Origin of the sequence: Enterococcus rotai (assembly GCF_001465345.1) — a bacterium.
GTDB lineage: Bacteria > Bacillota > Bacilli > Lactobacillales > Enterococcaceae > Enterococcus_L > Enterococcus_L rotai.
Genome location: NZ_CP013655.1, coordinates 1,267,307 through 1,280,613 on the forward strand (window position 1 = coordinate 1,267,307; position 13,307 = coordinate 1,280,613).

Here is a 13,307-nt window from a genome sequence, read left to right on the forward strand (position 1 = left end):
CAATGAGCCCCGGAAACTCAAGTGAATGTCAAACATCGAATAGAAAATTGGAGGAAAGAATTGTGCGTACAACATATATGGCCAAATCTGGCGAAGTAGAACGTAAATGGTATGTAGTAGATGCAACAGATATCCCAATGGGACGTCTTTCAACTGTAGTTGCTTCTATCTTACGTGGAAAAAATAAACCAACATTCACACCACATGTGGATACTGGAGATTTCGTAATTGTAATTAATGCTGATAAAATCAAATTAACTGGTAACAAAGCAAGTGATAAAATTTACTACCGTCACAGCCAATACCCAGGTGGGTTGAAATCTGTTACTGCTGGTGAATTACGCGATAAAAACTCTCGTCGTTTAATCGAAACTTCTGTAAAAGGTATGCTTCCTAAAAACACTTTAGGCCGTAAACAATTTACTAAGTTAAACGTATACGGTGGAGCTGAGCATCCACATGCTGCACAACAACCAGAAGTATTAGATATTACTAACCTAATTTAAGGAGGGAAATTCATTGGCTCAAGTACAATATAGCGGCACTGGCCGTCGTAAAAAATCTGTAGCTCGCGTACGTTTAGTACCAGGTACTGGTAAAATTACTGTAAACAAAAAAGATGTTGAAGAATATATTCCACACGCTGACTTGCGTGAAGTTATCAACCAACCATTTGGCGTAACTGAAACTAAAGGCGCTTATGATGTAATGGTAAACGTTAACGGTGGAGGCTACTCTGGTCAATCAGGTGCGATCCGTCACGGTATCGCTCGTGCATTATTAGAAGTAGATCCTGACTTCCGCGGAGCTTTAAAACGCGCTGGTCTTCTTACACGTGATGCCCGTATGGTAGAACGTAAAAAACCAGGTCTTAAGAAAGCTCGTAAAGCTTCACAATTCTCAAAACGTTAATTATTGGAGTCGTTGCGAATTTATTCGCTTACGAATGCAATATGGGACGGAGATTTCGCAAGAAATCGAGTACCATTCAATTACAATGTTTCAAGACACTTTCCAAATTTTTGGAAAGTGTCTTTTTTGATTGGGTTAAGAGTTTGGTTTGTCTGTCTATATTCTTCCAAGCATTTAATTGTGTCAATTTTTTGTTTGTTTATTTGTATGTCCGTAAACTTTCTAATCCTATTAGAAGTTTCTGCATGATCGGAAAGAAATTTAATAATTAGACAATTAATTCCTTGATTTAGTAAATCTGAAACAAATGTTTGTTGTAAGCTTTGGGAACGGATGTGAGGAACTCTCTATTTTTTTATTAATTTCAAAGGTTCTTGAACGATTTTTATAGAGTAACATTTTTTCGCTGTTTCTATTCTCGATCTTTTTTATTTTTTAGTCAGGTATATTTTTTTATTTGTCGGGTTTACTAACTATTCAAGGATGTTATAATTATTATGACTGTTTAATTGTTAACGGTAATAATTAATAGGAGTGTGAAAAAATAGGAGAAACGGTCAGTACAGATGGAAATGCAGTTGCTAAATTTGCTGCGGATATTTTAGTTGCAAAGGGAAGTATTGATTTTAAGCCAACAAATAGCATTAATACGTCTACAAGTCCAGCAACAAATGAGTTGAAAACTTTAATAACTAGTTTTCAACAAACAATTGATACTTATAAAACCTGTTTAACCACAGAGGTAAGAAATGTACAAGCCGTACATAATGCAATTGAAGAAGCAGATAAAAAAATAAAAGATAGCATATCAACAACGATGCAAGCATGAGGTGGAATAGATGGATAAAAATTTATTTAGCTTGCGTATGAAGGTAGAGGAAGCAGAAGAAGATTTCAACAGTTTGAAAAAGAAAACTGGAGAGATTCCATTTGCTTATGAAGAGTGTCAAAAAGCGATCAATCGACAAAAAGAGATATGGGAACGTGTCCTACATTATTCTAAAGGGACAGATTCAGAAAGACAAGTCTATCAAAAATTAGATGAACTGGAAGAAAAGCAAAGGGAACTTACAAAAGTTTTTTCTATTGCAGATGAAGAAATTGAAGACGAACTGACGGATAGAAAAGCAGTTTATGAAAAAGCTGAATTACTATATGAAGAAACTAGAAAGGAGGACTCCGATGAAAATAATGTATGAGGAACTAAGTGATGTAAAAAGTAGTATTAGCTCTGAACGGTTAAATGCTGTAAGTAGTTTTAATTCTGTAACAAGTTCAATAGATGGATTAGCTGGGAATAGAAATTTATTAGGTGGTGGCTGGGTTTCAACTGTGAGCCATCTCCAAGCATATCAAGAGATAGACAAAGCACTATTCAATGTTTATTATGAGATGGACAACAGTTTAAATAGCTATTTAACAGACTTTGTTGGTGAAGTTGGCAAGACAGATGAAGTATTAGACACAGATGATTTAGGCGGATTGCTTAGAGATTTACAAACGGCTCAAAACGAATATACTAATTTAATGAGTGATTTGGCTAAGTCGATGAAAAACGTTCCTGTATTAGGTGATTTTTTTAAACAACAGAGCATTGATCCTATTAAAGAAGATATTGAGATTTTACAGAAATATCAAGCTTTTGAATCTAGTCACGCCTCTCAGTATTCGGAATTATCTAGTTTGATTAGTGACGTAAACACAGGATTAGCACAATTAGGCAATCCAGCAAATTTTCTTAATCCAAGAGACGGTTATAAAATTATCAATTTTAACAACCAAAAATGGTACAAAAATCTAAAAGGCTATAATGATAGACAACCAAAAAGTCGTGTTGAAACGGTGACAGAATTGGATGATGCTGGAAATGTTGTTCATGTGGTCTATAGGAATGGTGTAAGAGATGAAAAATTAACAGCTCAGTTAACGGAAGCAATGAAAGGAAGTTTGCTGGACAGAAGTATAGATGCAGTTGCCAAATTTTTGGATATTGTAGGAAACGTTGTGTGGACTTCTCTAGGAATCGCGACAACAATTACAGGTATAATTGGAACAATTGGAGGCTTGGCAATAGTTTCGACCACGAATGGTGTTGGTATTCTAGTTGGTGGAGAAGTCATTCTAGATGGAGTAGCTGTAACAGCAGAAGGAATAGCGATTACAATTGATGGTATAAATGGATTAACAACAAGTAACTTTACTTCAAGTGATGGTGGAGGAAGTTATAATAAAAAATTTCCAAAAGGAAATAAGGAATTTAAAAAGAATTTTGGAACAGATGAGAATACATTTCATAGAGATATTAAACCAGAAATTCAAAAGGATTTAAAAACGGATCCGAAGTTAAGCAAATGGCTCTCAAAATATGGTAAAAATCCAGATATAGGAGTAGATAGCTTAGGAAATATTGTTTTAAGAGCAACCAAAGGAGCAAAACCATTTGCTGAGATTGTAACAAATTTGAAATTAGAGTGGTATCTGTTACCATAGGAGGAATTAAATGGGATTTTCATTAGATGTATTTGTCATTGGACAAAATAAAGGTCAAAAGTATCAAAAAACAAATTCATTTTGTGCAGAGAAGCAATACGAATGGACAGAAGAAGATATTTTAGAAGAACAAAAAGAAATAGAAAAACTAGGCGAAAAGGTTAATGAAGTTTCTTTTCCTTTTTATGAAAAAACTATTGGGAAATGGTATACTCTTGGGAAAGAAGAGGACGGAGAAGTTTGGTGGGCTTTAGGACTAATTGACACAGATTTTGATAAACATTTACCAGTATCAGCATCATGGTTAATTGATGAAGAGGATTTTAAAAATTTTTCACCAGTAATTGTATTTGATGAATATCAAGAAGATTTAGAAACATTATTGGGAGAAATGATTGAATCTTCCCCCACAAAATCACTGATAATTCGTCCAAGATATCAGAGTGGGGAGAATGAGATAGTTCAAGGTGTTATTCCGTTTGAAAAATATATGAAGTTATTAAAAGAAGAAAAAATTCCTTTTAATGTTTATACAATTGTAAGAAAATAAAATGAAGAATATAAATCAATTTATTAATGAATGGGAAAAAGGATCCAAGCGACTACATTCAGAGCATATCGATTTTTTCATAAATAAAGATACATTCGATTACGAAGATTGTTTAGTAATTATAAATGATATTAAAAAGGAACTAAAGAATAGAGGAATCAACAGTCCCAAAGTAATGGTTAGAATCCAATGTGGACAATCAAAAAGAATACAAAATTGGGGAGAATTATTTTGGCAGTTAGTAGATGCTAATTCAACACCACCAGAACTTTTTATTAGTAATCAAGACTTCTTAGATTCTAGTGTTTTTAGTCAACAGATCAAACATCCAAATCAAGGAAAGAATATTGAAAACTATATTGCATTCTATCCTGATGAAGATGGATTTAATCGTTGTTTAAACCTAGTTGAAAAAGAGGTGCCTTATGTCTAATCTTACTTATTTTTTAGAAAAAGTGAAGAAACGAGAGAATTCATTTGTTTATATAGATGACTTGCTTCAAAAAGAAGAAGTCACGTATGGTGAAGTGGTAGTAGTATTAAATGAATTGGCTGAAAATATATCGGCAGAACAGTTTTTAGAATGTCAAATTTCCTCAGAGACAGAAATCATGGTAAATAATAGTGAAATTTTATTTAATTTACCCATTGATACGGAATGGAGTATACCAACTATTGAAAGTAGTGGAACGTTGATTTGGTATCCAAAAGAAGAGGAAAAAATTATAAATATTGAAGGATTATCAGAAACATTAGTAGCAGTTTATTATATTCAATCAGGCGAATATTATTTAACAATAGTGTCAAAGACAGTCTTTGATACTAGGCGTGTTTCTGAGGATGTTTTAAATTTGATCATTCCAATTTCTGAAGGTGACATGGTTCTTTGGGACAGTGATCAATATATTGGTGAGAAAAGATTTAAAGAAATTGTAGACTATTTGGAGAGTTCTGGCTATATTTTTATCGTTCATAAAAATATAGTTGATAATATGGAGTCTATCACAATAAAATCGACTATTGATTGGAAACAAAAAGAAATTTATAGTATTGAGCTTACAAAAAAAGGTAGAGGGTATTATGCAAATAATGAACTAGGTCTTGAAGTAATGAAATTTGTTCATGATATATCTGTAGATTGAACTTAATAAAAATAACAAAAACAGAAAGCTACTTTAACTTCAAGTAGCTTTCTGTTTTTGTTTTCAACTTAAGTCTTTAAAACTAAAAATATCTTCAATAGAAACATGAAAATATTTTGCGATATTATGTGCAAGTAGTAAGGACGGGGTGTAACGATTTCTTTCTAGTTGAATGATTGTTTGTCTGGAGACACCTACATTATCAGCGAGTTCTTGTTGTGTTATTCTTTCCATTGCTCTGTGAACGAACATGAATCGAACTTTCAAAATCTGTCTGGTTCTTTTTAATCATAATAATTCTCCTTGTCCTTCCTGTTCAATTTCTTTGTAAAAAAGACACTTAAAACAAAAAAGTTAATAAAATATAAGAAGAAAATCGAATCCAGTGTCAGCATTTTTTGAAGACTGATCATCACCATCCCGAAAATACAAAAAGCATTAACCAAAAAAGTGGTTTTAATCACATACTTTTCATGTTCTGTCGATTGAAGGCTATACTTACTTATTTCATATCCCACAGTTGAAATAGAAAAAAGGAAAAGTATAGGCAATTTTTCTGTTGCAAGATTTAATACTGCAGAATCAGTAGAGAAAAAGGACAAAAATGGCTCTTTTGCGAAATAAATAATGAAAGAAAACAAGCAATAACCTAGCAAAGACAAGAGAAAGGAGATTTTAGTGATCTTACCTATTTTTTTCGCCTTTCTTTCTCCGTAAGCTTCGCTGACAAAGACTGTTACAGCATTAGCAAACATAAAAGTAGGTAATTTTATAATAGTTAATCCCTGTGCGATTAATGCATAGGAAGCTAGGTTTAGTTTACCTGATCGAGCGATGATTGCTTCAAATACAATAATAAAAATAACTCCTTCTAATATTTCCTGCCCAAGTAAAGGCAATCCTTTTTTTACGAGGTTCTTTATATAAATTGGTTTTTCTAAAATAGCTAGTTTAATTTGATTTTTCACTAAAAAAGTATAAACGAATAAAGTAAACAACAAAGAAATGTTTAAAGACAAACCAGCTCCAACTACGCCCATTTTAGGGAATATGAACAAACCGTTGATGAAAGTATAGCTTAGAAATAGTTGTAAAATAGAACTTGCAAGGGAGATTGTAAAAATATACATAGTCTTTTTTTCTACTTTTAAAATATTCGTTAAAGTAAAAGAGTATAGCGTTAATAAAATATACGGAGACATTGAGAGTAAATAGATACTGGCTATTTCTTGTAATTCACCTGTGAATCCATAAATTTGATGAAGAAATGTATTTCCAAATAGAACTATTAAGGCTATGACTCCAAAACCAACGATTGTATTAAGGACTGTAATAGAAGAAATATACTGGTAAAAACTCTTCTTATCTTTCTGTCCCAATGCTTTTGACCCTAACATATTAAAAGCCACACTTAAGACTCCTAAAATACCACCAACAGAAAATAGTAAGCTATCTATCGTATTTACGGAGGATAAAGTTGACGATGAAAGTCTTGAAACAATAGCAAACGAGATTTGGCCTATTAAAAGTTGTATTAAACTTGAAGCTAATAGGGGGAATGAAAATGAACTTAATTCTTTTGTTAATGACAGATTAGCTTTTTTCTTCATAATTTACTTCCTTAAATGGGGAAATTTCTAAATATAAGTGGTTTTGAATTAGATTAGTGTAGATAAGATCTTTAATGTGAATGAGATCACATGATTTTCTGTGAAGAATAATGTATACTTCTCCTTTATGCTATTTATTCATTACTAAAAATGGTATCAAAAAGCTTTTTTGTTGTCAATATAAGGTGTAAATTACTTGAATACAAAAAAAGACCTGAACACCATTCTAAAAATGATATCCAAGCCACAAAATGATTAATTCAAATAGAAACAAGCATTTCAATTCTTATTCCGCCACATTCCCACTACTCAAATAATTTCCTTTTTCATCCAAAGGTAACCAATCCAAGAAATTTTTCACATATTTATCCCAGAAATCCCACTCATGTCCACCCTCATCTTCAATATAAGTAAGTGGAATTTCTTTCTCATCCGCAAATGATTTAAAGCTTCGAACACTTTCAAGTAAGAAATCTTCTGTGCCGATTGGAAGATATATCTTAGGAATGTCTTGTTTGTTTTCGATCAATTGATTGATTAAATAGTAATAATCTTTATCACTATCTTTAATCGTATCGATCCCTCCAAAGGCATTGTCATAAAAGTCTAAACTCCAACCTGTAACGGATAATAATTCAGAACGTGCAATAATTTGATCGATCATCAAACCTGGTGAAAAAGCACCGATATGGCTAAAGGTTTCATGGTATTTCAATCCGTTGATCATAGCGCCATAGCCACCCATTGAAAGACCAGCGATGAAGGTATCTTCTTTTTTATGAGACAAAGGAAACATGTTTCTCGTAAATTCAACCAGTTCATCTGCCACGTAGGCACCGTAGTTTTCACCACGATTTGGTTTATCGACATAAAATTGATTTTCACCTGATGGCATGATAACAGCTAGATTATGCTCTTCAGCCCAGCGTTGAATACGGGTGCCAGATAAATAATCCGTATAATTACCAAAAGCGCCGTGTAATAAATACAATGTTTTTAGTGGCTTTTGTTGGACCACTTCTTCTTTTCCAAATGAGATATGATCTAAAGGAATAATTGCGTTAAAGGTTACCGTGCGTGATAACATTTTTGAAATAAAGTTTACTTGTACTAAAGCCATTATGCATCCTCTTTTCTAATTTTTATCGTATCTTTTTGTATAGCAGTTTGCGCATTCTTTTTCTTTTGAATACTTAACAGAATAAAAGAGCATGCACTTAATAGAATGAGACCTATTCCACTCATTAAAAAGCTATCGGAAGCGGTTGTCATCCCAAAGGTTTTACTTAAAAAGCTATTGATTGTGGGAGATAAAAAGACGCCTAAGTTGATCCCGACTAATAACACACCTGTCGCTAAGTTAGCGGAATTCTTCGGTGCAATTTGCCCGACTAACATAAACATGAAAGGCGCTGCTAAACTAAAGGCTAAACCTGAGATAATAGCACCAAGAGTTACAATCGCAACTGAATTGGCGGATAAAATAATGATAAAGCCAAGACCGATACCTAATAGTCCAATTGGCAATACCAGCTGTTTTAACCACTTGAAAATCTTGCCATAGAAAACACCTACAACAATGCCGACAATTGTAACGGAACCTAAAATACTTGCGGCAGTTTCTGGTTTGCCAATGCCAGTTTCCACCAGTAAAGTAGCTGTTTTTAACATGATGACAAAAAATAAAGCGTATACAATTAAAGCAAAAAGCATTAAGCCGATGGTCGCTCCGTTGACACGTTCTTTTTCTTTTTTAGTGTTAGCGGTCGGATTATCTAGTTTTTCCGCTGCAGGTAAGGTCACAAAAAGAGCGAATAACGCTAGTGGTAAAACGGTAATAGCGTAAACTAAAAAAGAATTCTGCCATCCAAATTTAGTAAAGTAGCCAACTAATAAGGTCATCACAGTGCTGCCAATCGACCCCATGGCTCCTTGAAGCCCCATCAAACTAGCCTGCTCATCCCCAGAATAAAGTTCAGTAATTAAACTTACGGCAAGGGCATTAAATAAACCAACTCCTGCTCCAAACATAAAACGTGATGCCAAGATAGCTGTGTAGTTTTCTATAAAAACAGGAATAAGGCCAGAGATCAACGCAATGATGAGCCCTAATAAAACCGTCTTTTTCTTGCCTAGAAATTTAACAAAAATATTACTTAACAAAACAAAAATTAAAATCCCAAAGTTAGGAATTGTGGCAATGAGTTCAATTGACGAGGTACTTTGATCTGGAAAAGACTGCTGCATCAAAGGGATAAGTGATGATACGGCGGGTCCCGCTACTAAAACTAATGAGATAGACAGTAATGATGCTTTAAATAAAAAGCTGTTTTTATTCATGATAGCTCCTCCAAAAGGTTATTGTAATCGATTACAAGGAAAGGATATCACGAATTTACTCATTAAAAAGGGCGGAATCTATCGAAAAAAAGGTCATTTTCTGCCATTTTGTTTTTTTCGATAGTCCAATTGATATTTTTTTGGTGTTTGCTGGAAAACATCTTCAAAGGTTCTTCTAAATGATTTCTCATTGGGGAAACCAACGATATCAGAAATCACATGAATTGGTTTGTCACTATGAAGTAATAGTTCTTGCCCTCGATTGATTCGAACCAACTGGACGTATTTCATAACGCTTAATCCAAGACTTTTCTTAAAAAGTTTGCTTAAGTAATTTGTCGATACGTGAAATTGATCAGCTAGGCTCCCGACAGATAATTCTTGCTGATAATTTTTTTGAATAAACGATATGATGGGCTGCATTTGACCTAAATGTTGCTGATAGACATTAGAATTGATCGGCATTTTTTCGCGGTGCATCCAATCTTTTGCCATTAAATAGATTAATTCGTAAGTTAAACGGATCAATTGCAGCTCTAAAAACGCTTCCGGTTCCCGTCTGACCAGATGATAAAATTGACTAAGAACTTCCCGTAATTGATTGAGTTGCGCAATTTTTCCTGAAGGTAGATGATCAAAACGCATATACTCAAAGTCAGGAATCAGCTTACTTAAAAACTCATAAGGAATCTGGATCGTCAATGCTTCTAGATCAGCGCAATAACTGGAAACAGCACCGTGAACCTCTGCTGAATTAATGAATAAAATGGTGCCAGGTTCTGTTTGATAGGTCACATTATTGATTGTATAGTTTTCGATTTTTCCAGAATAAGTGTAGGAAATCTCGAAAGAAGTGTGCCAATGTGGCAATACTGTTCCTGCTGAGTGATCTGAACCATGAACGATCCAATTGACGGGAATTAATTCGTGTGTATATTCAATAAATTCATGCTCAAAAACCATAATTGCACCTCTTTAATTTTTTTCATGCCAATAGCTCTTTGGTGTCATATGTTCATACTTTTTGAATACTTTGATAAAATAACTCGCATCATTAAAGTGAAGCAAGGAGCTGATCATATTTAAATCGTACTGTTTAAACTCTAATAGTCGTTTGCTTTCTTCTATTTTCTGCTTCATCACATATTGATTGATAGAAAGCCCGACTTCTTTTTTAAACAACTTAGACAAATGAGGCACAGAATAATTTGTATAAGCAGCGATCATCGGGACAGATAAATTCGAGTAGATATTTTTATGGATGAACTCACATGTTTTTTTGACAGTGGTAGAGTACTTGATATAATTGTATTTACGTACCTCTTTACAAAATAATAGGAGTATTTCTAATACGGGCGGTTGGGCTCCATGAAAGTGATTTTTTCGTTCAATGTCTTGAATCAAGTTGTCGCTTAAAGTATACGCTCGTTCATACGGAACGCCGCCTTTAATCGCGTATCTTGTGGAAACGGCTACGGCTACAATTAGGATGTTTTTTTGATTCCTCAATTCTGATTCAGTTGAAAGTATGCCTGTCTGGCTATTTTTTTGAAAAGCGTAATAGTATCTTTTTAATCCTTCTTCATTACCGTTCATGACTTCGATAAACATAGCCTCTTCGCTTTCGAAATCATGATGATAAAGTTGTTGTTCGATTTGCTCACTTAGCACTTTTTCAATGATCGTTTCTCTTAGGTAGAGAATATTTTGATTGAGAGACTGAACTTCTTTAGCTGTGAATTCTTTTTCCTTCATAAATAGATGAATGGTTTCAGAAATCTTCAATAATCGATCGTTATGAGAAATAAAATTGCCGACTTCATCATCAATGAATAGACAGACCAATTGATTTAATTTATGGGTATCATAAGCGAATAATAGTAATTTTTGTTCTTTGAAATAGTAATTATGAATGATACTTGTTTGCGTGATTATTCGTTGAATTTGTTTATCTGTCAACTGATGATTCGTAAGATTCTTCTGGTGATTGATCTGTCCATTTGCTTTATCCACAACAATATAAGAAAAAATAGCGATATCGGATAGATGATTCAAAAATTTTATAAGCGCTATCATCGTTTTCAGCTCCTTTGATATAAAAATACCATTAATCATAAAATTATACTATTATTTCTCTCTGAAATGAGTAGAATACAATTGAAAGCGCTGTTAAAATCGTATCAAGAGATAATAGGAGGAAAGCCGTATGACTGAATTAACCACTCACTTTTTAAGTATTGATATTGGAGGCACCTACATTAAGCACGCCTTAATTAATCGTAGTGGCCAAATTATTTTTGTGAAAAAGGAAGAGACACCAAAGAATATTGAAGAGTTCAAAAGCTGTTTAACTGGTATTCTTGATCAATACAAAGGACAAGTTAAAGCGGTAGCTGTTAGCTGTCCAGGTAAAATCGATTCTAAAGAAGGGGTTGTTTATCATGGGGGAGCCTTGGTTTACTTACATCAATTCCATTTGAAAGAATTTATTGAATCTTATATGAACCTAAGATGCGCCATAATGAACGACGGTAAATCAGCAGCACTTGCTGAATTGTGGTTAGGGCAGTTAAAAGACATCGAAAATGGTGGTGTGATGACACTTGGTACAGGCATTGGTGGCGGTCTTGTTTTAAATAAAGCACTTCACTCAGGCAGTCATTTCCAAGCAGGAGAGTTAAGTTTTATGCTCCTTTCAACGAATGTTCCAATCAGCTTGGAGACTGTGGCGGGAGCGAAAGGTTCTGCAGTAAATTTCATTCGACAAGCATCAAGCCTGCTGAATTTAGATAATCCGTTAGATGGTAAAAAAGTTTTTGAGGAATTAGAAAAGAAAAATGAGTTGATTTATCCATTATTTGAAGAATTCTGTCGTAATGTGGTGATTGTGATCATGAATGTTCAATCCGTCGTTGATTTACAACGAATCGCTATTGGTGGCGGTATCAGCGCACAACCAATTCTTGTGGAAGAAATAAAGCAACAATATCAACAATTACTTGCCTCTGCTCCAGTGTTAGAGACGATGTTGACGCCAGTAGAAATTGTTCCTTGTCATTTTAAAAATGAAGCTGGATTGTTGGGAGCTTTGTATCATTTACTTGAAGAATTAGAAGAAAATTAATCATTTCACTTTTGGGAGGAATCATAATGGCACGGGAATACGATCTAAAATTAGTAGAAGCGATTAAAAATAAGCAATATACAGAAATACGTCGTGATGTGTCGGTCATCGTAAAACCAATTCCAGATTGCGATATTGATGGTGCGATGGATCCACGGGTGTATAAAGGGGCTAAAAAAATGAGTCTACTGATGAAATTTATCCCCAAAAGTATGCTGAAAATGGATGCTAGTCCAAAATCAATCAAACGTTTGCGAAAAATGTTTAATAGCGTAGATTCAACACCAATGGTTGAAGCAGACATTAAAGAAATGACTTTTACGATTAAAGCGGAAGATGGTTTTGATATTCCCATGACTCGTTTTCAATCGGAAAAACCGATGACTCATTCACCTGTTCTCTATTTTATTCATGGCGGTGGTTTCTTTGCTGGCAGTACGGATGTTGTGAGAGAAGCCTTGAGGTTATTTGTTAGTCAAACCAATATGATTGCGGTCAGTATCGATTATCGTTTAGCACCTGAAAATCCTTTTCCAATTGGACATACGGATTGCTACTCTGGCTTAAGATGGTTAGCCGACCATGTGGAAGAATGGGGAGCTGATAAGCGGAGTATTTTCGTCGCGGGAGATAGCGCTGGTGGGAATTTAACAGCCTATTGTAGTAACCGAAATATTGAAGAAAATCGTGATGATGTCTGTGGTCAAATTTTACTTTACCCAACACTTAATATGGGTGGGATCAAGGATCAATATACTGAATTTGATATTGATCAAGATGTAGCGATTTATCCGAAACAAGCCAGCGTTATTCGTCCCGGTATTGAGATTTTTGGTGAAATGACGACCGGTTTATCCGATATTTTAGGGACAAAAGATATTTTAAATAAATACTTAACACCCTATATGTCAGTCAGTGAAAAAATGCCAACAACGATGATCACTTCAGGAGAACATGACTTTTTAACCTTTGAAAGTTTAGCATATGCTAAAAAATTGGTTGATTTAGGAGTGGATACGACCTTTACTTTATACAAAGGTATGGGGCATGCGTATATTGATCATGTAGGGAATTATCCGCAGGCAGAAGATTGTATGCGAGATATTAGTGAATTTATTAATAAAAATAGGAGATAGAAG

At 34.1% G+C, this 13,307-nt stretch carries 15 protein-coding genes and 1 pseudogene; 10 read left to right on the forward strand and 6 right to left on the reverse strand.

The window, feature by feature from the left end; all coding sequences use genetic code 11:
• The first annotated feature begins 59 nt into the window (after window positions 1-59).
• The 8 genes from rplM (at window position 60) to ATZ35_RS05920 (ending at window position 5,094) form a co-directional block, all read left to right on the forward strand.
• Complete coding sequence (gene rplM / locus ATZ35_RS05885) at window positions 60-506, forward strand: 50S ribosomal protein L13 (RefSeq protein WP_303393681.1); 447 nt, start codon at window positions 60-62, stop codon at window positions 504-506.
• Window positions 507-519: 13 nt separating this feature from the next.
• The gene (gene rpsI / locus ATZ35_RS05890; protein ID WP_010771970.1) at window positions 520-912 is read left to right on the forward strand and encodes a 30S ribosomal protein S9; all 393 of its coding nucleotides are present in this window, start codon (window positions 520-522) and stop codon (window positions 910-912) included.
• 598 nt (window positions 913-1,510) lie between these two features.
• Window positions 1,511-1,741, forward strand: coding sequence for a TIGR04197 family type VII secretion effector (locus ATZ35_RS16930; RefSeq protein WP_425250086.1), 231 nt, complete (start codon window positions 1,511-1,513; stop codon window positions 1,739-1,741).
• A gap of 10 nt (window positions 1,742-1,751) precedes the next feature.
• The gene (locus tag ATZ35_RS05900; protein WP_208929913.1) at window positions 1,752-2,111 is read left to right on the forward strand and encodes a hypothetical protein; all 360 of its coding nucleotides are present in this window, start codon (window positions 1,752-1,754) and stop codon (window positions 2,109-2,111) included.
• A complete protein-coding gene (locus ATZ35_RS05905) occupies window positions 2,095-3,402 on the forward strand; it encodes a T7SS effector LXG polymorphic toxin (RefSeq protein WP_208929914.1) in 1,308 nt (435 codons plus the stop codon). Before ATZ35_RS05900 ends, ATZ35_RS05905 begins: the two co-directional genes overlap by 17 nt.
• Window positions 3,403-3,412: 10 nt before the next feature.
• Window positions 3,413-3,952 (forward strand): hypothetical protein, encoded by a 540-nt coding sequence (locus tag ATZ35_RS05910; RefSeq protein ID WP_208929915.1) that lies wholly within the window; start codon window positions 3,413-3,415, stop codon window positions 3,950-3,952.
• 1 nt (window position 3,953) lies between these two features.
• Window positions 3,954-4,385 (forward strand): hypothetical protein, encoded by a 432-nt coding sequence (locus tag ATZ35_RS05915; protein ID WP_208929916.1) that lies wholly within the window; start codon window positions 3,954-3,956, stop codon window positions 4,383-4,385.
• Entirely contained in the window at window positions 4,378-5,094 is a 717-nt protein-coding gene (locus ATZ35_RS05920; RefSeq protein ID WP_208929917.1) for a hypothetical protein, read from the forward strand. Before ATZ35_RS05915 ends, ATZ35_RS05920 begins: the two co-directional genes overlap by 8 nt.
• Before the next feature lie 63 nt (window positions 5,095-5,157).
• Here the strand turns inward: ATZ35_RS05920 and ATZ35_RS05925 are convergent.
• The 6 genes and pseudogenes from ATZ35_RS05925 to ATZ35_RS05950 all read right to left on the reverse strand — a co-directional run bounded on the left by ATZ35_RS05925 (window position 5,158) and on the right by ATZ35_RS05950 (window position 11,120).
• Window positions 5,158-5,386, reverse strand: a pseudogene (locus tag ATZ35_RS05925) (helix-turn-helix transcriptional regulator).
• Window positions 5,379-6,704, reverse strand: coding sequence for an MATE family efflux transporter (locus ATZ35_RS05930; RefSeq protein WP_208929919.1), 1,326 nt, complete (start codon window positions 6,702-6,704; stop codon window positions 5,379-5,381). Before ATZ35_RS05930 ends, ATZ35_RS05925 begins: the two are co-directional and overlap by 8 nt.
• Window positions 6,705-6,990: 286 nt before the next feature.
• On the reverse strand, window positions 6,991-7,824 hold the full coding sequence (locus ATZ35_RS05935; RefSeq protein ID WP_208929920.1) for an alpha/beta hydrolase: 834 nt from the start codon (window positions 7,822-7,824) through the stop codon (window positions 6,991-6,993).
• Window positions 7,824-9,044: an MFS transporter gene (locus ATZ35_RS05940; protein ID WP_208929921.1), complete on the reverse strand. Its 1,221-nt coding sequence runs from the start codon at window positions 9,042-9,044 to the stop codon at window positions 7,824-7,826. The genes ATZ35_RS05935 and ATZ35_RS05940 overlap by 1 nt, the downstream gene beginning before the upstream one ends.
• A gap of 93 nt (window positions 9,045-9,137) precedes the next feature.
• On the reverse strand, window positions 9,138-10,007 hold the full coding sequence (locus tag ATZ35_RS05945) for an AraC family transcriptional regulator (protein ID WP_208929922.1): 870 nt from the start codon (window positions 10,005-10,007) through the stop codon (window positions 9,138-9,140).
• Window positions 10,008-10,019: 12 nt separating this feature from the next.
• A complete protein-coding gene (locus tag ATZ35_RS05950; RefSeq protein ID WP_208929923.1) occupies window positions 10,020-11,120 on the reverse strand; it encodes a helix-turn-helix domain-containing protein in 1,101 nt (366 codons plus the stop codon).
• A 130-nt stretch (window positions 11,121-11,250) separates the two neighbouring features.
• Between ATZ35_RS05950 and ATZ35_RS05955 the strand changes: the two genes are divergently transcribed.
• Window positions 11,251-12,168 carry an ROK family protein gene (locus ATZ35_RS05955; protein ID WP_208929924.1) on the forward strand — a complete coding sequence of 306 codons (918 nt, stop codon included), beginning with the start codon at window positions 11,251-11,253 and terminating at the stop codon, window positions 12,166-12,168.
• A 26-nt stretch (window positions 12,169-12,194) separates the two neighbouring features.
• Window positions 12,195-13,304 carry an alpha/beta hydrolase gene (locus ATZ35_RS05960; protein WP_208929925.1) on the forward strand — a complete coding sequence of 370 codons (1,110 nt, stop codon included), beginning with the start codon at window positions 12,195-12,197 and terminating at the stop codon, window positions 13,302-13,304.
• Window positions 13,305-13,307 lie beyond the last annotated feature (3 nt).

Excerpts from the sequence above, each read along its gene's own strand:
- ATZ35_RS05900 (WP_208929913.1), top strand. The coding sequence starts at position 1,752 with ATGGATAAAAATTTATTTAGCTTGCGTATGAAGGTAGAGGAAGCAGAA.
- ATZ35_RS05955 (WP_208929924.1), top strand. The coding sequence starts at position 11,251 with ATGACTGAATTAACCACTCACTTTTTAAGTATTGATATTGGAGGCACC.
- ATZ35_RS05950 (WP_208929923.1), bottom strand. The coding sequence starts at position 11,120 with ATGATAGCGCTTATAAAATTTTTGAATCATCTATCCGATATCGCTATT.
- ATZ35_RS05935 (WP_208929920.1), bottom strand. The coding sequence starts at position 7,824 with ATGGCTTTAGTACAAGTAAACTTTATTTCAAAAATGTTATCACGCACG.
- ATZ35_RS05915 (WP_208929916.1), top strand. The coding sequence starts at position 3,954 with ATGAAGAATATAAATCAATTTATTAATGAATGGGAAAAAGGATCCAAG.
- ATZ35_RS05960 (WP_208929925.1), top strand. The coding sequence starts at position 12,195 with ATGGCACGGGAATACGATCTAAAATTAGTAGAAGCGATTAAAAATAAG.
- ATZ35_RS05920 (WP_208929917.1), top strand. The coding sequence starts at position 4,378 with ATGTCTAATCTTACTTATTTTTTAGAAAAAGTGAAGAAACGAGAGAAT.
- ATZ35_RS05945 (WP_208929922.1), bottom strand. The coding sequence starts at position 10,007 with ATGGTTTTTGAGCATGAATTTATTGAATATACACACGAATTAATTCCC.
- ATZ35_RS05905 (WP_208929914.1), top strand. The coding sequence starts at position 2,095 with ATGAAAATAATGTATGAGGAACTAAGTGATGTAAAAAGTAGTATTAGC.
- ATZ35_RS05940 (WP_208929921.1), bottom strand. The coding sequence starts at position 9,044 with ATGAATAAAAACAGCTTTTTATTTAAAGCATCATTACTGTCTATCTCA.
- ATZ35_RS05910 (WP_208929915.1), top strand. The coding sequence starts at position 3,413 with ATGGGATTTTCATTAGATGTATTTGTCATTGGACAAAATAAAGGTCAA.
- ATZ35_RS05930 (WP_208929919.1), bottom strand. The coding sequence starts at position 6,704 with ATGAAGAAAAAAGCTAATCTGTCATTAACAAAAGAATTAAGTTCATTT.